General features: G+C 65.2%; 23 protein-coding genes. 10 read left to right on the forward strand and 13 right to left on the reverse strand.

Going from position 1 to position 22,977, the window contains the following annotated elements; translation table 11 throughout:
- Positions 1-126: 126 nt before the first annotated feature.
- Positions 127-528: a hypothetical protein gene (locus GGQ64_RS06060; protein ID WP_183800557.1), complete on the reverse strand. Its 402-nt coding sequence runs from the start codon at positions 526-528 to the stop codon at positions 127-129.
- 211 nt (positions 529-739) lie between these two features.
- On the opposite strand from GGQ64_RS06060, the gene GGQ64_RS06065 reads away from it, so the two are divergent.
- The 3 genes from GGQ64_RS06065 to GGQ64_RS06075 all read left to right on the forward strand — a co-directional run bounded on the left by GGQ64_RS06065 (position 740) and on the right by GGQ64_RS06075 (position 2,022).
- A complete protein-coding gene (locus tag GGQ64_RS06065; protein ID WP_183800561.1) occupies positions 740-1,342 on the forward strand; it encodes a superoxide dismutase in 603 nt (200 codons plus the stop codon).
- Positions 1,343-1,459: 117 nt separating this feature from the next.
- Positions 1,460-1,717: a CopG family ribbon-helix-helix protein gene (locus GGQ64_RS06070; RefSeq protein ID WP_183800563.1), complete on the forward strand. Its 258-nt coding sequence runs from the start codon at positions 1,460-1,462 to the stop codon at positions 1,715-1,717.
- Positions 1,714-2,022: a type II toxin-antitoxin system RelE/ParE family toxin gene (locus tag GGQ64_RS06075; RefSeq protein WP_183800566.1), complete on the forward strand. Its 309-nt coding sequence runs from the start codon at positions 1,714-1,716 to the stop codon at positions 2,020-2,022. Before GGQ64_RS06070 ends, GGQ64_RS06075 begins: the two co-directional genes overlap by 4 nt.
- Before the next feature lie 4 nt (positions 2,023-2,026).
- Here the strand turns inward: GGQ64_RS06075 and GGQ64_RS06080 are convergent, their stop codons facing one another.
- Positions 2,027-2,725: a helix-turn-helix transcriptional regulator gene (locus GGQ64_RS06080; RefSeq protein WP_183800569.1), complete on the reverse strand. Its 699-nt coding sequence runs from the start codon at positions 2,723-2,725 to the stop codon at positions 2,027-2,029.
- 121 nt (positions 2,726-2,846) lie between these two features.
- Between GGQ64_RS06080 and GGQ64_RS06085 the strand changes: the two genes are divergently transcribed.
- The 3 genes from GGQ64_RS06085 (at position 2,847) to GGQ64_RS06095 (ending at position 5,154) form a co-directional block, all read left to right on the forward strand.
- Positions 2,847-3,482: a LysE family translocator gene (locus tag GGQ64_RS06085; protein ID WP_183800572.1), complete on the forward strand. Its 636-nt coding sequence runs from the start codon at positions 2,847-2,849 to the stop codon at positions 3,480-3,482.
- 194 nt (positions 3,483-3,676) lie between these two features.
- A complete protein-coding gene (locus tag GGQ64_RS06090) occupies positions 3,677-4,111 on the forward strand; it encodes a c-type cytochrome (RefSeq protein WP_246422438.1) in 435 nt (144 codons plus the stop codon).
- Between the two features lie 131 nt (positions 4,112-4,242).
- The gene (locus GGQ64_RS06095; RefSeq protein ID WP_183800579.1) at positions 4,243-5,154 is read left to right on the forward strand and encodes a c-type cytochrome; all 912 of its coding nucleotides are present in this window, start codon (positions 4,243-4,245) and stop codon (positions 5,152-5,154) included.
- Between the two features lie 79 nt (positions 5,155-5,233).
- Here the strand turns inward: GGQ64_RS06095 and GGQ64_RS06100 are convergent, their stop codons facing one another.
- From GGQ64_RS06100 to GGQ64_RS06130, 7 genes are all read right to left on the reverse strand, one after another.
- Complete coding sequence (locus GGQ64_RS06100) at positions 5,234-5,731, reverse strand: GNAT family N-acetyltransferase (RefSeq protein WP_343059427.1); 498 nt, start codon at positions 5,729-5,731, stop codon at positions 5,234-5,236.
- 467 nt (positions 5,732-6,198) lie between these two features.
- Entirely contained in the window at positions 6,199-7,512 is a 1,314-nt protein-coding gene (locus GGQ64_RS06105) for an MFS transporter (protein ID WP_183800582.1), read from the reverse strand.
- 451 nt (positions 7,513-7,963) lie between these two features.
- Entirely contained in the window at positions 7,964-8,398 is a 435-nt protein-coding gene (locus GGQ64_RS06110; protein WP_183800585.1) for a hypothetical protein, read from the reverse strand.
- Between the two features lie 116 nt (positions 8,399-8,514).
- On the reverse strand, positions 8,515-10,851 hold the full coding sequence (locus GGQ64_RS06115) for a glucose/quinate/shikimate family membrane-bound PQQ-dependent dehydrogenase (RefSeq protein WP_183800588.1): 2,337 nt from the start codon (positions 10,849-10,851) through the stop codon (positions 8,515-8,517).
- 129 nt (positions 10,852-10,980) lie between these two features.
- Entirely contained in the window at positions 10,981-11,631 is a 651-nt protein-coding gene (locus GGQ64_RS06120) for a glutathione S-transferase family protein (RefSeq protein WP_183800591.1), read from the reverse strand.
- An 84-nt stretch (positions 11,632-11,715) separates the two neighbouring features.
- Positions 11,716-12,474 (reverse strand): SDR family oxidoreductase, encoded by a 759-nt coding sequence (locus GGQ64_RS06125; protein ID WP_183800594.1) that lies wholly within the window; start codon positions 12,472-12,474, stop codon positions 11,716-11,718.
- A gap of 220 nt (positions 12,475-12,694) precedes the next feature.
- On the reverse strand, positions 12,695-12,955 hold the full coding sequence (locus GGQ64_RS06130; protein ID WP_183800597.1) for a hypothetical protein: 261 nt from the start codon (positions 12,953-12,955) through the stop codon (positions 12,695-12,697).
- A gap of 428 nt (positions 12,956-13,383) precedes the next feature.
- Between GGQ64_RS06130 and GGQ64_RS06135 the strand changes: the two genes are divergently transcribed.
- Positions 13,384-15,036 (forward strand): arylsulfatase, encoded by a 1,653-nt coding sequence (locus GGQ64_RS06135; protein WP_183800600.1) that lies wholly within the window; start codon positions 13,384-13,386, stop codon positions 15,034-15,036.
- 151 nt (positions 15,037-15,187) lie between these two features.
- Here the strand turns inward: GGQ64_RS06135 and GGQ64_RS06140 are convergent, their stop codons facing one another.
- The 3 genes from GGQ64_RS06140 to GGQ64_RS06150 all read right to left on the reverse strand — a co-directional run bounded on the left by GGQ64_RS06140 (position 15,188) and on the right by GGQ64_RS06150 (position 18,476).
- The gene (locus GGQ64_RS06140; RefSeq protein WP_183800603.1) at positions 15,188-16,723 is read right to left on the reverse strand and encodes a protein adenylyltransferase SelO; all 1,536 of its coding nucleotides are present in this window, start codon (positions 16,721-16,723) and stop codon (positions 15,188-15,190) included.
- 538 nt (positions 16,724-17,261) lie between these two features.
- Complete coding sequence (locus tag GGQ64_RS06145) at positions 17,262-17,492, reverse strand: hypothetical protein (protein ID WP_183800606.1); 231 nt, start codon at positions 17,490-17,492, stop codon at positions 17,262-17,264.
- Between the two features lie 27 nt (positions 17,493-17,519).
- A complete protein-coding gene (locus GGQ64_RS06150) occupies positions 17,520-18,476 on the reverse strand; it encodes a homocysteine S-methyltransferase family protein (protein ID WP_183800609.1) in 957 nt (318 codons plus the stop codon).
- 333 nt (positions 18,477-18,809) lie between these two features.
- Between GGQ64_RS06150 and GGQ64_RS06155 the strand changes: the two genes are divergently transcribed.
- Genes GGQ64_RS06155 through GGQ64_RS06165 form a run of 3 tightly spaced genes read left to right on the forward strand, consistent with a single transcriptional unit; the run spans position 18,810 to position 20,251 of the window.
- Positions 18,810-19,460: a TetR/AcrR family transcriptional regulator gene (locus tag GGQ64_RS06155; RefSeq protein ID WP_183800612.1), complete on the forward strand. Its 651-nt coding sequence runs from the start codon at positions 18,810-18,812 to the stop codon at positions 19,458-19,460.
- A gap of 33 nt (positions 19,461-19,493) precedes the next feature.
- Complete coding sequence (locus GGQ64_RS06160) at positions 19,494-19,670, forward strand: hypothetical protein (protein ID WP_183800615.1); 177 nt, start codon at positions 19,494-19,496, stop codon at positions 19,668-19,670.
- 2 nt (positions 19,671-19,672) lie between these two features.
- On the forward strand, positions 19,673-20,251 hold the full coding sequence (locus tag GGQ64_RS06165) for a suppressor of fused domain protein (protein WP_183800618.1): 579 nt from the start codon (positions 19,673-19,675) through the stop codon (positions 20,249-20,251).
- Between the two features lie 227 nt (positions 20,252-20,478).
- Here GGQ64_RS06165 and GGQ64_RS06170 read toward each other — a convergent pair whose 3' ends face one another.
- Positions 20,479-22,572: a S9 family peptidase gene (locus GGQ64_RS06170; protein WP_183800621.1), complete on the reverse strand. Its 2,094-nt coding sequence runs from the start codon at positions 22,570-22,572 to the stop codon at positions 20,479-20,481.
- Positions 22,573-22,977 lie beyond the last annotated feature (405 nt).

A 22,977-nucleotide genomic window follows, 5' to 3' on the forward strand; every position in this document is an offset into this window, starting at 1 on the left:
CCCGGCATCCAGCCGCGCAAGTCCTTGCGCGATAAAGCTTTTTCCGCACCGCAGACGCGGCGCTGCTGGATCCCGGCTCGGGGGCCGGGATGACGGGTTATCCCGAGCGGACAGCCGTGGTCAGCGTCATTCAGCGCCGTTGTCGTCGTCCGCCGCCCCGTTCTTCTTCCGCCGCTCCTCCATCGCCGCGCGCTGCTTGTCGGTGATCACGCGCACGAACTCGCGGCCGATCGGCCCGGTCAGTTGCGCGGTCTTGGCCTGCTTGTCGTAGACGCAGGCGAAGGTCACGCGCGCCTTTTCGCTTTCAGAGCGGCCGGCGATCAGCGCCACGCCGTAGGCCTCCGTGCCGGTCTCGTCGACGAACACGGTCTGGTTCTTCAGCGTCTCCGGCAGCGCCGCCACGCATTTCGCCTCGACGTCGGCCTTGAACTCCGCCCACGCGTCGGAGGACGAGGCGAGCGCGGGCGAGGCGAGGGCAGTAGCCACCGGCAGTGCGAGAAGAAAGGGGCGGAGGGGGGAAATGTGCATGGTCAAGGCCTTTCATGATGCGAATCACGCAAGGTCAGGAATGGCCGAAGCCCGCGGCGGTTCCAAGGCGGGTGCGCAACTTGCGCGGGGAAGGAATTTCCTGACCAAGCGCAAATTTTGGCATGCAGCCGGTTGCCGGGGGCAGGTCATCCCCCTATGTTCCGCTCCACGGATTTCTTTTTAAAATTCCGCGATTAAGAGGAGACGACCCATGGCCTTCGAACTTCCGCCGCTTCCCTACGACTACGATGCACTTGCCCCCTACATGTCGCGCGAGACGCTCGAGTACCACCACGACAAGCACCACAAGGCCTATGTCGACAACGGCAACAAGCTTGCCGAGGAAGCCGGTCTCTCCAACCTGACCGTGGAAGAGATCGTCAAGAAGTCCTACGGCACCAACCAGGGCCTCTTCAACAATGCCGGCCAGCACTACAACCACCTCCATTTCTGGAAGTGGCTGAAGAAGGGCGGCGGCGGCAAGAGCCTGCCGGGCGCGTTGCAGAAGGCGATCGACAGCGATCTCGGCGGCTATGACAAGTTCAAGACCGATTTCATCGCCGCCGGCACCACCCAGTTCGGCTCCGGCTGGGCCTGGCTCTCGGTCAAGGACGGCAAGCTCGCCATCTCCAAGACTCCGAACGGCGAAAACCCGCTCGTCCACGGCGCCACCCCGATCCTCGGCGTCGACGTGTGGGAACACTCCTACTACATCGACTACCGCAACGCCCGCCCGAAGTACCTCGAAGCCTTCGTCGACAGCCTGATCAACTGGGACTACGTCCTGGAACGCTACGAAGCCGCCACGAAGTAGTTCGTCTGGTCTTTCGAGTTCATGAAACCCTGGCTGGAGACGGCCGGGGTTTTTCTATGCCTTGGTGGTGAACGGCGCCTGTGCTAGGATGTACACAAACAAGCACAGGTGGCGGACATGACCAGCACGACGATGACGATCCGTGTCAGTGCGGATCTCAAGGAAAAACTCGACAGGCTGGCGGCGGATACGCGGCGCAGCCGGTCCTTTCTCGCCGCCGAGGCGGTCTCGGCCTATGTCGCCCGCGAGCTGGCGATCGTCGAGGGCATCAACCAGGGCCTGGAAGACGTGCGCCACGGACGGACGGTTGCTCACGACGAGGCCATGTCCGAACTGGCGTCCATTGTCGATATGGCTGAGCGCGCCCGGTCGTGAAGCGGCCCGTTCGCTGGTCGCTTCACGCCCTCGAAGACCTCAAGCAACAGATACGTCCTATCGCGCGCGATGATCCGGCGGCCGCACGCTCTGTCGTCGGACGGATCGATGCGGCTGCCACGATGCTCGGCGAACGGCCTGTCGGTCGGCCGGGGCGGGTCGGTGGAACCTATGAGAAATCTGTGAACGGGCTCCCCTATGTGATCGCCTATAGTATCGAGACGAGGGATGGTCGGGAGACCGTGTTCATCCTTCGTGTCATTCATACGGCGCGAAACTGGCCGGCGGAGGAATGGCCGGAATAGGTGGTCACCCCACTTCCCGCTGGTTCTCCGCCCAGCCGGAAATCCACACTTGCCGCAATGTGTCGCCCCCGCCACGGAAATGCGCGCCCGTCGCCGCGCAGGCCTCCACCCGGTCGGCGCGGAAGTTGCGGATGGCTTCGCGCAGTTCGCACCAGGCGACGATGTTGGCCGTTTCGGAATAGTAGATGAGGGCGATGGGGCGGATGGTGCGCTCGCTCGCGCGGCCATATTCGTCCCGGTAGTCGATGAGGAGCTTTTCCTCGTCGCGGATCGCGCGCCGCACGGTGGCAAGGTCGATGCCTTCCGGCTGGCGCGGCGTGGTGCCCCAGGCGTGCAGGGCGCGGGCGGAAAGCGTCTGGCGCAGCGGCGGCGGCACGGCGCCGGCGATCTTGTCGCCGACCCGGCGGGCGGCGGCCTTCAGGTCCGCGTCGCCCGTGCGCTCCAGAAGCGCGAGCGCCAGCACGATCGCCTCGGTCTCCTCGATGGAGAACATTAGCGGCGGCAGGTCGAAGCCGGGGCGCAGGATATAGCCGATGCCCCGCTCGCCCTCCACCGGCACGCGCATCGCCTGCAGGGCGGCGATGTCGCGGTAGATCGAGCGCACCGTCACCTCCAGCCGCCCGGCAATCTCGGCCGCCGTTATCGGGTGGCGGGCGAGGCGCAGGATCTGGATGATCTCGAACAGCCGCGAAGCCTTGCGCATGAGTTCCTCCGTCACAACTGACACATCCCTGTCAGTTGGCCTTCGCTATAGCATGCTTCAAGCGCTTGAAACACAAGGAAGCATCGGGCTTCCGGGCGCGCATCGGCGATGGACAACTGACATGACCTACAGCGAAAACCTCTGGCTCTTCTTCCTGCTCCTCTCCGGCATCATCATCGTGCCGGGCATGGACATGGTCTTCGTTCTGGCCAGTTCCCTCTCCGGCGGGCGCAGGGCGGGGCTCTCGGCGACCTTCGGCATCATGGCCGGCGGGCTGGTGCACACGCTCTATGCAGCACTCGGCGTCGGCATGTTGCTGCATTTCGCGCCCGGCCTCTTCAATGGCCTGCTGCTCGCCGGCGCCGCCTATGTCGCCTACATCGGCTGGCAGCTCTTCCGCTCCTCGATCGTCGTCGATGCCGTCGGCAGCCTCGACCGGCGCGGCCTTGCGACCCGCTTCCGCCAGGGCGCGCTGACGAGCCTGATGAACCCGAAGGCCTATCTCTTCATGCTGGCCGTCTTCCCGCAGTTCCTGCGCCCGGAATTCGGCTCGCTCTGGCGCCAGACGCTCGTCATGCTGGCGATGATCTGGGCCACGCAGCTTGCCGTCTATGGCGGCCTCGCGCTCGCCGCCGCCCGCAGCCGCGATGCGCTGACAGGCAGCCCCGCCGCCACGCGCTTCATCGGCCGCGCCGCGGGCGTGCTGCTCGTCGCGATCGCAGTGGTGACGGTGTGGCGGGGCTGGGGCACGGTGTGACGGCCGGGTCCGCATTCCGGGCGTGGTCCCGAATGCCCGGATGGAAGCGGGAGGCACCCCCATCGGCATCGGCGCAGCTCAAAATAATGTTACTTGGACTGTGCCGTCCGCATGCAATCATGCCGCCGCCTAGGCCGGGCGGGGAACCGCCGGGCCCGAGATCTTACCGGGAGTGATCCATGAACCTGAAGACAATGACTGCTGCCACCTTTCTCTGTCTTGGCGCCGCCGCTGCCACAGGCGTCGCGGTGGCGCAGGAGCCGCAGGCCGCCCGCCAGCAGATGATGAAGGACGTCGGCCGCTCGATGGGCGCGCTCGCCGGCATCGCCAAGGGCGAGAAGCCCTACGACGCCGAGGTGGTGCGCGTTTCGCTTGCGACGATCAGCGAGGTTTCCAAGACCTTCCCAGACCAGTTCCCGGCCGGCTCCGAGACCGGCGCCGAAACCGAGGCGAGCCCGAAGATCTGGGAGAACCCGGATGACTTCCACGCCAAGGCGGCACAGCTCGGCAAGGACGTCGATGCGACGCTCGCCGCCCTGCCGGGCGACCAGGCCGCGGTCGCAGCCGCGATCGGCCCGATCGGCAAGAACTGCGGCGCCTGTCACGAGACCTACCGCATCAAGAAGTAGCGCGGGTCCAGAGGCCCGAGACCTTTCCGGGGCAGCCCCGGAAAGGTTGCCTTTTATCGCGTCCGTGCGACGATTAGGATGCGCGGCTAGCCAAGCATGCGGGCCGGCATCATGAGACCTGGGACGAGACTATGAAACTTCGCAGACTTGCGGCCGCCGTGCTCGTTGCCGGCGCTGCCGGCCTCGGCGCCTTCACCTGGATCACCGCACCGGCGCGCAGCGCGTCGGACAGCTGGCAGGGGCTGGGCGAGCCGGATATCGGAAACGGCGAGCGCGTCTTCTCCGAAGGCGGCTGTGCCAGCTGTCATGCCGCCCCCGGTGCGACAGACGCGAACCGGCTTATCCTGGCCGGCGGAGCGCCGCTCAAAAGCCCGTTCGGCACGTTCCATCCGCCCAACATCTCCTCCGATCCCAAGGCCGGCATCGGCGCGTGGTCCCTGCAGGAATTCGGCGACGCCATGCTGCGCGGCGTCGGCCGGAGCGGCGAACATCTCTATCCCGCCTTTCCCTATGCATCCTACGCACGGATGACGCCGCGCGACATCAACGATCTCTACGGCTACCTGCGCACGCTTCCTTCAAGCGACAACGTCGCCCCACCGCACGAACTGCCGTTTCCGTTCAGCCTGCGGCCGCTGCTGGGCGCCTGGAAGTTCCTGTACCTGAACGATGCACCGCGCGTGGTGCTGGCCAATACCGATGCCAAGATCGAGCGCGGCCAGTATCTGGTCGAGGGGCCCGGCCACTGCGGCGAGTGCCACACGCCGCGCACGGCCCTGGGCGGTCTCGAGACGGCGCAATGGCTTGGCGGCGCGCCGAACCCGGAGGGCGGACAGGGGCGGGTGCCGAACATCACCTCCGGCGAGGGCGGCATCGGGGACTGGAGCGCCGGCGACATCGCCTCCTACCTAGAGACGGGCTTCACGCCGGACTATGATTCGGTGGGCGGCACGATGGTGGCGGTGCAGAAGAACATGGCCCGCCTGCCGGCCGCCGACCGCGAGGCGATCGCCGCCTATCTGAAGGCGGTCCCGGCGCATTGACGCGCTGAATCTGGGAAGACCGCAGCCGAAGGCGCAGTTGGGGCGTGCCGCGCCGGAGCCGTGGCGCGGCACCGACGCATCAGGCCAGCGACTGGACGTAGCGCATGCCGGTGACGGGGCCGGCCTGGAAGTTCATCTCCTCGTAGAAGCGGTGCGCGCCGAAATTGCCGGTGGCGGCGCTGACCGAGAGGTAGGAGCAGCCGGCGATGCGGGCCTGTTCGCGGGCGCGGGCGACGAGATGGCGGCCGATGCCGGTGCCGCGGTGCCCTTCGCGCACGAAGATCTGGTGCAGCTCCATGCCGCGGCGGCCTTCCATGGCCCGGTAGAGCGGCACGAGGATGGCATAGCCGATCAACTGGCCGCCGGCTTCGGCGACGAGGGCCGTGACCCAGGGCGAGGTGCCGAACAGGTCGCGGTCGAGGTCGTTCGCCGTCACCCGGGCGGCGTCGCCATGGCATTCGGCATGCAGCGCGATCATGTCGAGCAGCGGGCGCAGGTCGCCGGGCCGGGCTGCGCGGATCGTCAGCACGGCAGGGCGTTCGACGGGCGGTGTTTCAAGCTTGATGACGGCGTTCACTGCAAGGCTCCTTCGGGTCTCTTGTGCCACCAGGTGCCTTAAAACAACAAAGCCGCCTGATGGCGGCTTGTTGACATGATGATCAAACGGCCGCTCCTATCGGAACAGCCAAAAATACGTATGCGCGATGGGTGCGTTCGTGATCATGGCGGCGATATTCTCCGTTTCTCTGCGGATGTCAATCGGGAAAATCGCGAGGAGGCCGGGGATTTATACGAGTCGCGAGCGTTGCCGCGGCACCCGGTGGACGGCCACCACATACACCGCCGTCACGCCGGACCCGATCCGGCGTCCAGCAGCGCCGCGTCTGCGGCGCGGGAGGTGATTCATTCGCGCAAGGACTTGCGCGGCTGGACGCCGGATCAAGTCCGGCGTGACGGAGGGGGTAGGTGCCGCCGGCGCATAACGTTTGCGCGAAGCCGTGTGTGAGCGCCGGCGGTACGAACCGCACCGCCGACGCAGGCGCCTCAATCCTCGTGGATCAGGCTGTGGTCGCGGGTGTCGCGCATGCGGATGTAGACGATCAGGGACAGGCCGATCATGATCGTCACGTACCAGAAGAACCAGCTTTCGTGGCCGATCTGCTTGAACTTCAGCGCCACCCATTCCGCCGTGCCGCCGAAGATGGTGTTGGCGAGCGCATAGGGTAGCGCCACGCCGAGCGCGCGGATATGGGCGGGAAACAGCTCGGCCTTCACCACCGCGTTGATCGAGGTATAGCCGGTGACGATCAAAAGGCCGGCGAGCACGAGGCCGAAGGCGACATAGGGGTCGCTGGTACCGGCGAGCGTCGAGAAGATCAGGTGGGTGAACAGGACGCCCCCGACGCCGAAGGCGATCATGATCGGCTTGCGGCCGATGCGGTCGGAGAGCGCGCCGACGACGGGCTGGCAGAGCATGAAGATGAACAGCGCCGCCGTGGTGATCTCCGTCGCCACCTCCTTGCTGAAGCCCGAGGTGTTGACCAGGAATTTCTGCAGGTAGGTCGTGTAGGCATAGAAGGCCAGCGTGCCGCCGGCGGTCAGCGCCAGCACCATGAAGGCCTGCTTCGGGTATTTGGCAAACAGCGTCCAGCCCGAGGATTTCGGCGTGCCGCCCGCCTTGGCGTTCTCGAACGACTGGGTCTCGGCCAGGCCGCGGCGGATGTAGAACACCACGATCGCCAGCACCCCGCCGATGGCGAACGGAATGCGCCAGCCCCAGCTCGTCAGCTGCTCGGGCGTCAGCACCCGCTGCAGCACCAGCAGCACGGCAAGCGCCAGCAGCTGCCCGGAAATCAGCGTGACATACTGGAACGACGAGAAGAAGCCGCGGCGGCTCTTGCCGGCCATTTCGGAAAGGTAGGTGGCGCTGGCGCCGTATTCGCCGCCGACGCTGATGCCCTGCAGGAGACGCGCGAAGACGAGGATGGCCGGCGCCAGCACGCCGATCGTCGCATGCCCGGGGGTGACTGCGATCAGCAGCGAACCGAAGCACATCAGCGTGACGGACAGGGTGAGGCCCGCCTTGCGTCCGCGCCGGTCGGCATAGATCCCCATGAACCAGGCCCCGATCGGCCGCATCAGGAAGCCGACCGCGAAGACGGCAGCGGCGCTCAGGAGTTCGGCCGTCTGGTCGCCGGAGGGAAAGAACACCGGTGCGAAGTAGAGCGTGAAGGCGGAATAGACGTACCAGTCGTACCATTCCACGAGGTTGCCGGCGGAGCCGCCGATGATGGATTTCAGACGCGTACGCTGGTCCGGTGCGGCCGGTGCCCCGACGTCTCGAATTGTAACTGTCATTGATGGATCCACATGGAACTGCGGGGTGGCCTTCGTGCGCTTGGCTGCGCTGCCGGCCGGCCCGGTCGTTGATGTTGTCCGCAAACTGCCAGGAACCGGCAGGAAAGCGCCGGTTCAGCGGATGACACCCTACTATCCCCATGTGCGACGACAGGCAATGTTTACATGTTAATTTTCTCTTAAGTCGGCGATTTCCGCTGGATCGCTCCGGACATGGAGGCGGCCGATCGCAATCGCCTGTTGCGCTACCCCCTCTGCCCTGCCGGGCATCTCCCCCACAAGGGGGGAGAAAATTCGCGGCACCTGCCTGCCTCAATCGGGGAGGCTCAAGCGACTATGGCGCCCCTATGAACCGTGGCAGTGCGGCCGGGTTAAGCCCTCCCCCTTGGGGGGAGGGTTGGGGAGGGGTTTTCATTCCAATGCGTTTGCCCTCGGACCGCATCCTTCGCGGTCAGAGATCGGTGCCCGCGATGTCGTCCGCGGCCTCGGCGGCTGCTTCCGTCACGCCGAGCTTTTCCTTGATCGCCTCGCGGATGTCGGCTTCGGCCGCCGCGCGTTCTTCCGGCGACATTGCCGCCAGGTCCTCCTCGGAAATTCCCATCGACTGCAGGATCTGCGCGCGCAGGCGCTCGGCCGGGTCCATGTCCGCCCATTCGAGGAATTCTTCGCGCGGGCTGGGGCCGAGGCTGCTGTCCTGCGATGCCGCCAGCGTCCAGAGCGAACTGGCCAGGATCGAGGTCCCGAGCGAAGGCCCGACGGTCGGCGCGCTTACGCTGGCGACAGAGGCATTGCGGCCGGAACCGGAACTGTCGCCGTCATTGGCGAAGTTGCGCGGTTGCTGGAAGGAATAGGCGTAGGCCGTCAGGCGGCCGCTGTCGATCTTCATCGGATGTCTCCCCGTGGCGCGGGAGCCCCGCGCAATCGTCTGGTTGCGATTCCCGCGCATTTTCGCGGGAACGGGGGGCACGCTAGGTTGCACAGCTTATGCGAGCCTTGCTGTGGCTACGGCAGCGTATAGGCGATCACATAGTCGCCCGGCTTGGTGCCGACCGAGCCGTGCCCGCCGGCGACGATCAGCACGTACTGCTTGTCGCCCACCGTATAGGTCATCGGCGTCGACTGGCCGCCGGCGGGAAGACGCGCCTGCCAGAGCTCGTCGCCGGTGGTCACGTCATAGGCGCGCAGGTAGTCGTCGACGGCGGCCCCCAGGAAGGCGACGCCGCCCTTGGTGATGATCGGCCCGCCGATGCCGGGCACGCCCACCTTCAGCGGCAGCGGCACCGGCGCCATGTCGCGCACCGTGCCGTTCTTCAGCTTGTAGGCGATCTTGCCCGTGCGCAGGTCGGCGCCGGCGACATAGCCCCACGGCGGCGCCTGGCAGGGGATCGCCAGCGGCCCGAGGAAGGGACCCATGAAGACGCCGTAGGGCGCGCCCTCGTTGCGGTTCAGCCCCTGCTCGGAGCCCTTCTCGTCCTGCTCCTTCGGTGGGATCTGGTCGCGCGGCACGAGCCGGGAGGTGAAGGCGAGATAGGTCGGCATGCCGAACATGACCTGCCGCTCGGGATCGACCGCGACGGAGCCCCAGTTGAACACGCCGAAATTGCCGGGATAGACGAGGGTGCCCTCGAGCGAGGGCGGCGTGTAGCGCCCCTCGTATTTCAGCCGGCGGAAGTCGATGCGGCAGGCGAGCTGGTCGAACATCGTCACCCCCCACATGTCCTTTTCCGTCAAGGGATCCGGCATGAAGGTCAGGTCCGAGACGGGCTGCGTCGGCGCGGTGAAATCCTCCGGGATGGCGCCCGCGGGGGCAGGGAACTCGGTCACCGGCAGGATCGGCTCGCCGGTGCGCCGGTCGAGCACGTAGATGTCGCCCTGCTTGGTCGGGCCGACCAGCGCCGGCACCACCGTGCCGTCCTCCTTGGTGATGTCGAGCAGGGCGGGCTGGGCGGGAACGTCCATGTCCCACAGATCGTGGTGCACGGTCTGGCGCACCCAGCGCACCTGCCCGGTCTGAATGTCGAGTGCGACGATCGAGGAGGAGTATTTCTCGACGTTGTCGCTGCGGTTCATGCCGAGCTGGTCCGGCACCTGGTTGCCGAGCGGCACGTAGATCAGCCCGAGCGCCTCGTCATAGCTGGAGACCGACCAGCTGTTCGGCGAGTTGGTGGTGTAGGTCTGCCCCGGCTGCAGCGGCGTGGTGATGTCCGGATTGCCGCTGTCCCAGTTCCACAATAGCGCGCCGGTATCGATGTCGAAGGCGCGGATCACGCCCGATTGCTCGTGGATCGAGTAGTTGTCGTTGACCGCGCCGCCCACGATGATCTTGCCGCCGACGGCGACCGGCGGCGAGGTCGAGTAATAGTAGCCGGCCGGATTGTACTGCATGCCGGTTTCCAGGTGCAGCACGCCGTTGTCGGCAAAGCCGGTGCAGACCGTCCCCGTCGCCGCATCGAGCGCGATCAGGCGTGCGTCGGAAGTCGGCAGGTAGACGCGCTCGGCGCAAGGCGCACCCGCCGCTGCCGCCGGGTCCTTCCAGTAGGTGACGCCGCGGCAGGTCTGGTGCTGGCGGTCGGGGTTCATGCCGGAATTGCTGTCGAACTTCCACTTCTCCTGCCCCGTCGCCGCGTCGAGCGCGATCGCCCAGTTGTGCGGCGTGCAGAGATAGAGCGTGCCGCCGATCTTGAGCGGGGTCACCTGGTAGGTGGTCTCGCCGACGTCGTCCGGCAGCTTCACGTCGCCCGTCTGGTATTGCCAGGCGACCTGCAGCGTGCCGACATTGCCGGTGTTGATCTGGTCGAGCGGCGAATAGCGCTGGCCGTAGGGCGTGCGGCCGTACTGGTGCCACTCGCCGGGCGGCACGTCGCCGCCGAGCGCCGGCGTGGCGTTCATCGCCGCTACCGGCAGGCTGCCGCGGATGTCGCGCACGTCCCGGGTCATCGCATAGGCCGCGACCACGACGGCGACGCCGCAGGCGACCGCGAGCGGCAGCCATGTGGCGGGGTAGATCTGCCCGGTCGGGCTTGAAAAGCCGAGCGGCCGGCGGATCGCCGGCAGCATCAGCCACAGCCCGAGCAGCACGATGATGCCCCCGCGCGGGCCGAGCTGCCACCAGTCGAACCCGACCTCCCACACCGCCCAGGCGAGCGAGCCGAGGATGAGGGCCGCATAGATCCAGATCGCCACTGGCCGCTTCAGGAACAGGAAGATCCCGGTCGCCAGGAAGAACAGCCCGGCCACCAGGTAATAGGGGCTGCCGCCCAGCGCCACCAGCCACCCACCGCCCGCAAGCAGGACGATGCCGATGATGTCGAACAGGATGGCGGTGAGGATGAGGAGCATGGACATTCTCCAAAAAGAGCAGGTGGCGACACGGGATACGCCGGTCTGGACATCAGGCCGGTCAACCCCTTCCACGAAGAACTAGTGCTCGCTTCCGTTCAATCAACGGGTGCGCCCGACGGACCCTTCTCAGCGGGACGACGCCGCGAGGAAGACCGCGCGCTGGGCGTCGAAGGCGCGTTTGTAGGCCGGCCGCGCTTGCCCGCGGGCGACATAGGCTGCGAGGTTCGTATAGGCCTCCAGCAGGCCGGATCCCTTCGCCCGGAGCAGTACCGACACCATCTCGAGGTCGCCGGCGCTGAACGCACCGTCCAGCCATTCGCGGTCGCCGAGCCGGTTGGAAAGGTCGCCGAGCCGCTTGCGGATGCGTTCGTCGACGAGGGCCAGGCGCTCCTCGTACCAGCTCCGGTCGCCCTCCAGGTATCGCGCGCTCTCGCGCTCGACGATCGTCGGCTCCATCGTGGTGAGCGCGGCGAAGATCCACATGATCGCGCGCGCCCGGGCATGGGCATCGTCCGGGAGCAGGCCGGCATGGCGCTCCGCGATATGGAGCACGATCGCGCCCGACTCGAACAGCGAAAGATCGCCCTCCTCATAGGTCGGGATCTGCCCGAAAGGCTGAAGCGCCAGATGCGGCGGTTCCTTCATCGCCTTGAACGAGAGAAGGCGGACCTCGTAGGGCTGGCCCACCTCCTCGAGCGCCCAGCGCACGCGCATGTCCCGCGCCAGCCCCCGACCGCGATCGGGCGAGCTTTCAAAGGCGGTAATGGTGATCGTCATCGCTGTCCTCCGTGACTATTCTCCCTGAAGACGAACGGGGAGACGCCATCCCGACACGGCGGATCCGATACGATGTCCCCGCAGCTATGTCAGCCGAACGGACATTCCGCCGTCCGCTATCATCGGGCTGCCTGTCATGAAGCTCGAACGATCGGAAAGCAGGAAGACCGCGGCCTGCGCAATCTCCTCGGCTTTCGCCATTCGCTTCATCGGATGAAGGCTGGAGATGAACGCTAACGCATCCGGATTGCCCTCGCCTCCGGCCGGCGTGATCGTGCCACCAGGCAAAAGCGCGTTGACGCGAATACCCTCGGCGGCATGGTCGGAAGCCAGCGACTGCGCCAATCCGATCAATCCGGCCTTGGAGGCCGCATAGGCGCCCATCCCCGGCATGCCGCCATTGCTGAAGCCGACGAAGGAGGAGGTGAAGACGATCGAGCCGCCTCCCTGCTTCCTCATCGCGGGTATCTGGGCTTTCGCAGCCAGGAACGCAGCCGTCAGGTTTACCGAGATGACGTCGTTCCAGTTGCCGACGCTCATGTCGGGGGTCGGCTGCATCGCTCCGACGATGCCGGCGTTGTTGAACGCGCCATCCAGCGCACCGAACTCCTTCGTGGCAAGCGCGACTAGGGCTTCGGCGTAGCCCTCGTCCTTGACGTCGCCGGCGACGAATACGGCCCGGCCGTTGCCGCGATTGATCTTTTCCACGAGCGTTTCGAGTTCCGCCGGCCGGCGAGCCCCGAGAACCACATTTGCGCCTTCGGCAGCAAACAGTAGCGCTGCCGCCGCACCGATGCCGCTGCTCGCCCCGGTGATGATGATCGTCTTGCTTTCCAGTTCCATGACGTCGCTCCTGTGAATTGCGTCATGGTCGTGTCTAGCGACGAAGTGGAAGGTGGAGCCACCCGATTTACACATGCCGGGGCGCGGAGCTGCACAAACGTCTCGATTGCAGGCGGACGTGCGCGCACATCCAGCTCACCTCGAAGGCAGCAGGACCTATGCGCTCAACGTTCCCCCGAACAATGCTGGTCGGTGACCTGCGAATAGCGAAGGCCTCGTTTCACTGCATCGCGTCGCAGGCCGTCGTCATCTCCGCCTTCTTCACACTGTCCGTTTCCATCTCCGCCTTCTGCAGGCAGTCGGCCTTGGTCGCTGCGGTGGTCGTTGCGTCCGGCTGCACCGCCTCGGAACTCATGGTGTATGTATCCAGGATGTCGGACTTCATCACGTCTTCGGCCTGGACCGGAGCCGCCGCGTAGACCGCGGCGAGAAGCGCGCAGGCTGCGACGCTTGGGGTTAACCTGGAGAGGAAGCTGTTCATGTGGGGTTCTCCTCGAAGAATGACCGTGTCCGCCGGCGGCACGCCGAGGGCTCACACCTTGTCCATTCGCCACGCGCGCTTGTCGTTGCATCTTCGCACGCGCCGGTTTCATGGTTGCGGTCTCCCTGGTCGGAGAGCGTAGCACACCCGCAGCAGAAATCACGCGCGCCGTGCCTGCTTGCGAATTCACGCCGGAAGGCGCACGTTTGCCACTGCAGTCGCCAGTGGTATGTGCCATCTGCCGTTGCAACCATTTGGGCATCGAAATCCGCCTCGAACAGTCAGGCATAGCTTTGCGCGTCGGCTTCCAGCCGATGCCGGCGCGTCTCTTCTCAAGTCAATTTTCGCGATGGCTCATCGCAGGGAGGACACTGACAATGCTGGAGAAAGCTGATCGATCGAATACGGCGCACCGTGCGACGGTGCGAATGAAACTGCTAGGGTCGTGCGTTGCCGCGCTCGGCTTCGCCATGGCCCTGGCAGCCCCGGCGCAGGCGCAACAGGCCCCGGCGAAACCCAACATCCTGCTGATCGTCTCCGATGATACCGGCTATGGCGATCTCGGCCCCTATGGCGGCGGCGAAGGGCGGGGGATGCCGACGCCGAACATCGACAGGCTGGCGGCTGACGGGATGCTCTTCTACGATTTCTATGCTCAGCCGAGCTGCACGCCGGGTCGTGCCGCCATGATCACGGGGCGGATTCCGAACCGGAGCGGCATGACGACGGTGGCCTTTCAGGGGGAGGGCGGCGGCCTTCCCGCGGCCGAATGGACGCTCGCTTCCGTCCTGAAGCTCGGCGGATACGACACCTATTTCACCGGCAAATGGCATCTCGGCGAAGCGGACTATGCGTTGCCGAACGCCCAGGGCTTCGACGTGATGCGGTATTGCGGCCTCTATCACCTCAACGCATACACCTACGGCGACCCGACCTGGTTTCCCGACATGGATCCGAAGCTGCGGGCGATGTTCCAGAGGGTGACCAAGGGCGCGCTGTCGGGCAAGGCCGGCGAGAAGGCGGTGGAGGAATTCAAGATCAACGGCCAGTATGTCGATACGCCCACGGTCAACGGGGCACCGGGGGTCGTCGGCATCCCCTTCTTCGACGGTTACGTCGAGAAGGCGGCCCTCGACTTTCTCGACGCCGCTGCAAAATCCGACAAGCCCTTCTTCATCGACGTCAACTTCATGAAGGTGCACCAGCCGAACATGCCGGCACCGGAGTTCGTGCACAAGTCGATGTCCAAGTCGAAATACGCCGACAGCGTCGTCGAACTGGACACCCGCATCGGCCGGATCATGGACAAGCTTCGCGAGACCGGCCTCGACCGGAATACGCTCGTCTTCTACACGACCGACAACGGCGCCTGGCAGGACGTTTATCCCGACGCCGGCTATACGCCGTTTCGCGGCACCAAGGGAACGGTTCGCGAGGGCGGCAACCGCGTCCCCGCCATCGCCGTCTGGCCCGGCAAGATCAAGGCCGGCTCGAAGAACCACGACATCGTCGGCGGCCTCGATCTGATGGCGACATTTGCTTCGATCGCCGGCGTTGCCCTTCCCGACAAGGACCGCGAGGGCCAGCCGATCATCTTCGACAGCTTCGACATGTCGCCGGTCCTGCTCGGAACCGGCAAGTCGGAGCGAACCTCATGGTTCTATTTCACCGAGAACGAACTGTCTCCCGGCGCGGCCCGCGTCGGCAACTACAAGGCCGTGTTCAACCTGCGCGGCGACGACGGCCAGCCGACCGGCGGCCTGGCCGTCGACAGCAATCTGGGATGGAAGGGCCCGTCAAAGTATGTCGCGACCGTGCCGCAGGTCTTCGACCTCTGGCAGGACCCCCAGGAACGCTACGACATCTTCATGAACAACTACACCGAGCGTACCTGGACGATGGTGACGATCGGCGACGCCATCAAGCAACTGATGGCGACCTACATCAAGTACCCGCCGCGCAAGCTCCAGAGTGCGAGCTATTCCGGCCCGATAGAAATTTCCCGCTATCAGCAGTTCCAGTGGCTGCGGGATGAACTGAACAAGGATGGGTTCAGCATACCGGTGCCGACCGGCAACTGAACGGACGAGAGGCGGCGCTGTTTCACCACCGCAGCGCCGCCTGCGGCCCCGGATGCCCCCTGTGGCCAAAGCCTCCGTTAAACGGGGCAACGGCGTGCCGGACCTGCATATTCCTGCACGCCGTATGAGACACCCTCCAACCCCACCCCCCTCACGTCCCGCAGAACGTCTGCAGCACTTCCTCGCCGGGCCTGGGCGGCTCGGCGAAGGCGGCGAGCGTGGGCTGGTCGTCGTAGGGGCGGGCGAGAGCGTCGTTCATCGCCTCGAACAGCGAGAAGTCCTGTTCCTCGACTGCGGCTGCGATCGCTTCCTCGATGCGGTGGTTGCGGGGGATGAAGGCGGGATTGACGGCGCGCATGGCGGCGGCCTGTTCGGTTGCGGGAAGCGCCTCGCGCGAAAGCCGGGCGCGCCAGCGGGCGAGGAAGGGCGCTGCCGCCTGCGGATCGGCCATAAGCGCGGCGAAGGCGAGGTCGGCATCCCCGTCCGCGGCTGCGTCCGAGAGCCTGCGGAAGGACAGCGTGAAGTCGGCCTTTTGTTCGGCCATCAACGCCAGGAAGGCGCGGACGATCTCGGTGTCCTCGCCGTCCCCGGCATCGCTTTCGCCCCCGCCCGGGTTCCCTTCAAGGCCCAGCTTGGCGCGGACGACGCCGTTCCATTCCGCCTGGAAGCGCTCCATGTAGCGGCCGACCGCGTCGTTGGCGAGGTCCACCGCCTCGCCGGGCGTCTCGTGCAGGAGGGCAAGCAGGGTCTCGGCGAAGCGGGCGATGTTCCACTGGCCGATCATCGGCTGGTTGCCATAGGCATAGCGCCCGGTCTGGTCGATGGAAGAAAACACCGTGCGCGGATCGTAGGTGTCCATGAAGGCGCAGGGGCCGAAGTCGATCGTCTCGCCGGACACGGCCATATTGTCGGTGTTCATCACCCCGTGGATGAAGCCGACGCCGAGCCAGCGGGCGATCAGCGCCGCCTGCCGCGCCGCCACCGCGTCGAGAAGCTTCAGGTATCGGCCGTCCGCATCCTTCAGCTCCGGATAGTGCCGGTCGATCACGTGGTCGGCGAGCGTGCGGATGCTGTCGGTGTCGCCGCGCGCGGCGAAGAACTGGAAGGTGCCGACGCGGATATGGCTTGCGGCGACGCGGGTGACGATCGCGCCGGGCAGGACCCGCTCGCGGTAGACCGGCTGCCCCGTGGTCACTGCCGCCAGCGCCCGGGTGGTTGGGATACCGAGGGCCGCCATCGCTTCGCTGACGATATATTCGCGCAACACCGGGCCGATCGCCGCCCGCCCGTCGCCGCGCCGCGAGAACGGGGTAGGGCCCGAGCCCTTCAGCTGGATGTCGCGCCGCGCCCCGTCCGGTCGCACGACTTCGCCGAGCAGGATCGCCCGCCCGTCGCCGAGTTGCGGTACGAACTGGCCGAACTGGTGGCCGGCATAGGCCATGGCGATCGGCTCGGAGCCGGGCAGGATGCGGTTGCCGGAGAAGATCGCCGCCCCGTCCGCCTCCAGCGCGTCGGCATCGAGGCCCATCTCCACAGCCAGCGCCCGGTTGAATTTCACCAGCCTGGGCGCTGCCACTGGCGTCGGCTCGACGCGGGCGAAGAAGTTTTGCGGCAGCCGCGCATAGCTGTTGTCGAATGCGATCGGCGCCGCATCGATCCGGTCTCGTCGGGTCGCCGTCTCGGTCATGGCTCGCTCGCTTTCCTCATCGTCTCGTCTTCAGACTATTAGATAGGAACGCGGGAGGCGAGCGAAAGTCCTGGCCGGAGTGAGGGCCGTGCAGTCAGCAGGCGCCCCTGTCTTCGAACACGCCACCAAAGGGGACCGTCATGCCGGCCTTGAGCCGGTATCCAGCCCGCGCAAGTCTTTGCGCGAAAAGAGCATTTCCTGCGCCGCGGACGCGACGCCGCTGGACCCCGGATCTAGTCCGGGGTGACGAGAGAAGGGAATGACGCGCAGAATGCCGGCCTGCCTTTCCGCGGGTTGCCAGACTGCCGGCCAAGCCTCGCTCCGGGCGCCCCTGTCCTCGAACAGGCCTCCAAATCCCGCCGTCATACCGGCCTCCGAGCCGGTATCCAGTCCGCGCAAGTCTTTGCGCGAAAAGAGCGTTTCCCTCGCCGTGGACGCGACGCCGTTGGTCCCTAGATCTAGTCCGGGGTGACGAGCGAAGTGGAATGACGCGCAGAAGAGCGGCCCGCCTCTCGGCGGGCCGCTGGCCTGTGTCGGGTCACCGCCCGTGGCGGCGGTTGCGGCCGAAACCGCTCGGGTTGCGGAAGTCGGCGCGCCGGGCGATGTGGCCGTCCAGGCCCTCCGATCCGGCAAGGTCGATCGGGCCGCAGCCCCAGTCGTAGTTGGATCGTCCGAGCCAGCCGGAAAACAGCCGCCCGAACAGGCCGGTGCCGTGCCGCTTGCACGCGGCGTCGCTAGGGCCCCTGCACTGATACTCCTTCGTCGACATGACGATATCTCCTCAAGGATTTCCTCCTCAGGCGCTCATGGCCGGCTGCGGCATGCAGGCCTGGCAGATGGCGCCGACATGGCGATGGTCGGTGCCGCAGCAGCCGCCGAGAACGCGCAACTGCGGCATCCGATGGACGAACGCGCGGTAGCGCCGGCCGAGGTCTTCGGGGTCGCCGGCGTCCAGCGTCTCGCTCTCGTCGAGCTCCTGGTGGCTCAGCGCCGAGGCGTTGGCGCGGATGCCGCCGATCCGCCGGATCCAGCCGCTGTCGTGATCGAGCGCATCCTCGAAGTGGCTCGGATGCGCGCAGTTGATCATGTAGAACAGCGGATAGCCGCCGGTGGCTGCGTCCACCGCCTCGATCGCCTCCTGCAGGGTCTTGCCGGTGACGATCCTGCCGTCCGTCTCGACGGTGAAGGCGATCACGCAGGGGATCGCGGCCTTTCGGGCCGCCCGCGCGATGCCGGTCGCCTCGTCGATGTTGGTCAGGGTCACCGCGCTGATCATGTCGGCGTCGGTGGCGGCGAAGGTCTCGACCTGCGGCCGGTGATAGGCCTCGGCCTCGTCGGCGTTCATGGTGCCGGCCTTGTAGCCGTCGCCGCGCGGGCCGATGGCGCCGTTCAGCACGATCGGCTGGCCGGGCCGCTCAAATTGTGCGCGAAGCTGGGCGAGCATGCCGACCGCCTCTTCGTTCACAGCTCTGAGCGCCTCGGCGTCGTAGCCGAGCTTGTCCGCCCAGTCGGGGCTCGCCCGCCAGGTCGGCGTGTCGAGCACGAAGCCGACGCCGGCGCTGCGGGCCAGTTCGAGGTAGCGGATGTAGTAGTCCTTCAGCTTGCGCCGCCCCTCGGGGGTGGCCATCAGCACGAAAGAAGCGAAATGCGGCAGATCCACGCCTTCGTGGAAGATCAGCGTCGTCTCCATGCCGCCGTCGGTGAGGAACCGTCCCCCCTTCGTCAGCGGCAGGCCATGTCTGTACTTTGCCATAACTTTCTCCACTCGTTACACTTCCGTCCCGGAAAATTGCAGAGCGGGCGCGGTCTTGCGGGCGCGCCAAATGAGAGCCATGTCATGAGCAGTGTTTTTGTTTTTTCCCTCAATGCGATTTCGTCTTGAGGATATTTCCCACATTTTCCGAAACGCGTGTGGATTTTTGCCTGTTTTTCGGCCGTAAAACTAGGCGTCTCGTGGTCAAGCTCCAGTAGGAAGTCGTCATATGAGCGATTAATCAATTGCTTGGCGCCCGCTTTCACGTCAATGTTAACGCCGTTGGCGGGGCGTGAAGGGCGAAAACTGTACCGGCGGTACAGGAGGCTGCGCATGCGCAAGGGCGACGAGACGCGCGCACGGATACTGCAGGTGGCAGAGGCCGCCGTGCTCGCCAAGGGCTTCGGTGCGACCTCGATCGAGGAGTTGATCACCGAGACCGGCATCACCAAGAGCGGGTTCTTCTATCATTTCCACGACAAGAACGAGTTGGCCAAGGCGCTGCTGGAGCGCTACCTGGAAAACGACAACCGCATCTACGACGAGATCTTCGGCCGCGCCCACGAGCTGGCCGACGATCCGCTGCAGGCGTTTCTGCTCGGGCTGAAGCTCCTGTCCGAGCAACTCGCCGACCTGCCGAACGGTCATCCCGGCTGCCTCGTCGCCGTCATGTGCGTGCACGAGCGCGCCTTCGATCGCGGCATCCAGGAGATCAACCGCCAGGCGGCACTGGCATGGCGCAGCCGGTTCAGGGCCATGTTTACGGAGATCATGGACGTCTACGAGCCGCGCGAACCCCTCGATCCCGACCAGCTCGCCGACATGGTCTCCACCGTGCTCGAAGGCGGCATCGTCATGTCCAAGGCGCTGCGCGAGCCAAAGAGCCTGCCCGACCAGTTGCTTGTCCTGCGCGCCTTCGTCAGGATGCTGTTCCGCGGGGACTCACGATCACCGAATCCGGACGTTGACTCACGTCGCCTTTGAATTTACCGCTGGTTGCATCATCCAGGGGGCTTGATGAGGCGCATCGTTTTCACCGCGTTCGTGTTGTTGTGGGTGGGCGCGTCGTCCGCCGCCTCCGACGACGTGGCTATCGCCGCGCTGCAGGCCGAAACCGAAGCCCTCTTCAAACCGGGCCGTGACCTCGCCGAAGCGAAGCTCAGCATCGACCGCATGGTGGATACCGCCGTCTGACAATGGAAGATTCTGAAAAAAGCTCTGTTCCGGAACACCTTGAGCAATACCTCGGGGAAATTGCGCATGGTTGGTCTGGCGAAGACGAGCTGCAATCCATCCAGGTGGTTTGCTTCAACGGCAAGCCTCAGCAAGGTACTACGACTTACGCTACCCTTGGATTGAACGATATGATATTGGCTATGAAGGGGACCCGTACAATTCGGCAGGAGCTTGTTATTTCCGCTTGCACGTCATTTCCAGAAAAAGACATCGCGAGATTTCTTCTTTACTGTGCAGAGAAAATCAAGAAACGCGGCCACGCTCTCTTGCGTGGGGAGGTCGTTAATATGGGTTATCCGCTGATTGAGGGGGCAACGGTAACTGCACTGTATTCAACCAATCCAACCCCTTTTGATGATGGCTTTTCTGAATTTAGAAACACAACGCCTCCTGTGATTTTTGTATTGTTGGTTCCGATTACCGATAACGAAGTTTCTCTTATAAATAAGTATGGCTGGAATTGGTTCGAGGATATGCTTGAGACTCAGGATCCTGATATTTGGGATTTAAAGCGGAGTCACGAAATAGAATATAGGTAGTATTTCAATGATTATTTTTCGTCGTCATGACAATGCATACCTGTCCGCTAGGTCTTCGAGACGTTCCAACTTGGCCCCGATACACACGCCGAACCGATCGAGATTCCGCGCCGCCACCCTTCGCCAGAGGTTGCCGCGCTCGGTCGCCTTGCCCCTGCGTCCAGCAGAAGGCAAGACCGAGACCTCACAAATTTGACCGGCCAGCTGCTTTCAGGTGGGGGCCATCCTCACATCTTCCCCGCCACCTTGATCGCGAACGCATACTCGAAGGCGATTTCCTCCAGGCGCTGGAAGCGGCCCGAGGCGCCGCCGTGGCCGGCGCCCATGTTGGTGCGCAGCAGGATCGGCTGGTTGCCGGTCGCCTTCTCGCGCAGCTTGGCCACCCACTTGGTCGGCTCCCAGTAGGTCACGCGCGGGTCGGTCAGGCCGGAGAGCGCCAGGATCGGCGGATAGGCCTTCGCCTCGACATTGTCGTAGGGCGAGTACGACGCCATCAGCTTGTAGAATTCCGCACTCTCGATCGGGTTGCCCCATTCGGCCCATTCCGGCGGCGTCAGCGGCAGGGTGTCGTCGAGCATGGTGTTGAGCACGTCGACGAAGGGGACGGCGGCGATGATGCCGCCGAATTTCTCCGGCGCCATGTTGGCGATCGCCCCCATCAGCATGCCGCCGGCCGAGCCGCCTTCCGCGACGATCTTCGCGTAGGAGGTGAACCTCTCCTGATTCAAATAGTCCGCCGCGGCGATGAAGTCCTTGAAGGTATTGGTCTTCTTGTCCATCTTGCCGTCTTCGTACCAGGCGTATCCCTTCTCCTTGCCGCCGCGGATATGGGCGATGGCATAGATAAAGCCACGGTCGGCGAGCGACAGGCAGTTGGTGTTGAAGCCGGCGGGGATGGAGATGCCGTAGGCGCCGTAGCCGTAGAGCAGGCACGGTGCCGAGCCGTCCAGCGGCGTATCCTTGCGGTAAAGCAGGGTGATGGGCACGCGCTCGCCGTCCCACGCGGGGGCGAACACGCGGCGGGTGACGTAGTCGTCGATCACGTGGCCCGACGGCACCTCCTGCGTCTTCAGCAGCGTGCGCTTGCGCGTCGCCATGTCGTAGTCGAACAGTTGCGACGGCGTCGTCATCGAGGAATAGGTGAAGCGGATGACGTCGGTGTCGTATTCGGCCGCTCCCGAAAGCCCCAGCGAATAGGCCTCCTCGGCAAAGGCGATCTCGTGCTGCTCGCCGCTCTTGCGGTCGCACACGATGATGCGCGGCAGCCCTTCGCTCCGCTCCAGCCAGACGAGGTGGCGGGCAAACGCAAGATGATTGAGGATCAGCGTGCCCGGCCGGTGCGGCACCACTTCCTTCCAGTTCTCGCGGCCCGGCGCGTTCACCGGCGCCTCCATGATCTTGAAGTCCTTGGCGCCGTCGGCATTGGTCAGGATGTAGAAGACGTCGCCGCCCTCCGTCATCGAATATTCCAGCCCCGTCTGCCGCGGCGATACGATCGCCGGCTCGGCGAGCAGGTCCTTCGTCGACAGCAGCCGGTATTCGCTGGTCTCGTGGTCGTGGATGTCGATGTAGATGAAGTCGTCGAGCAGCGAGCCGCCGACCGACAGGAAGAAGCCCGGATCCTTCTCCTCGTAGACGAGCCGGTCCTGCGCCTGCTGTTCGCCGAGAATGTGGTGGAAGATCTTGGACGGCCGGTGGTTCTCGTCCTGCAGCGTATAGAAGAAGCTCTTGCCGTCCGGCGCCCAGACGCCGCCGCCGCCGGTGTTTTCGAGGACGTCGGCACGGTCCGCAAGCGTCGCCAGATCGCGCACCCTCAGCGTGAAATATTCCGAGCCCTTGTCGTCATAGCCCCAGATACCGAGCGCGTGGTCCGTGCTGTGGTCGATGCCGGAAAGCCGGAAATAGCCCTTGCCCCCGGCCTCCTTGTCGCCGTCGAGCAGCAGCGTCTGCTCGCCGCCGTCGCGCGGGGTGCGGAAGAAGCGCGGCTGCTCGCCGCCGGTGACGTAAGACGTGCCGTAGGCAAAGGGACCGTCCTTGACCGGCACCGAGCTGTCGTCCTCCTTGATGCGCCCGCGCATCTCCTTGAAAAGCTGCTTCTGCAGGTCCTTCGTGTCCTCCATCGCCGCTTCCATATAGGCATTCTCCGCCTCCAGGTGCGCGCGGATCTCGGGGTCGAGGATGGAGGTGTCCTTGAACATCGCCTGCCAGTTGTCGGCGCGGAACCAGGCGTAGTCGTCGGTGCGGGTGATGCCGTGGCGCGTGTCCTGCACCGGCTTCTTCGTGGCGATCGGGGCTATGGGCAGGGACTTGAAGGCGGACATGCGTGACTCCGATTGAGGCCGGTGCGGCGGAACGACAGAGATAGAGACAGGCGCGTCGCGCATCAAGATGTTTGGTCTGAGACGACAGGAGCCGGCTGCCGCCGCGACGGCTCGTCCGGAATCGGCCGCCGTTGCCGCCCCGGGAGTATCGACCGTTGCCGTCCTTCTCCACCGTCATGCCGGACCCGATCCGGCATCCAGCGGCGCCGCGTCCGCGGCGCGGGAAATGCACTTTTCGCGCAAGGACTTGCGCGGGCTGGATACCGGCTCGGGGGCCGGTATGACGAAGGAGGGGGCGATGTGCGAAGAGAGAAGGCAAGTCGCTGAACCGACCTGAATCTATTCCCGGCGACCGGGCATGGGCCGGGACATGCATGCTGTTGTCAGCACGGTAGCGACATACGC

Source organism: Mycoplana azooxidifex (assembly GCF_014196765.1).
Lineage (GTDB): Bacteria > Pseudomonadota > Alphaproteobacteria > Rhizobiales > Rhizobiaceae > Mycoplana > Mycoplana azooxidifex.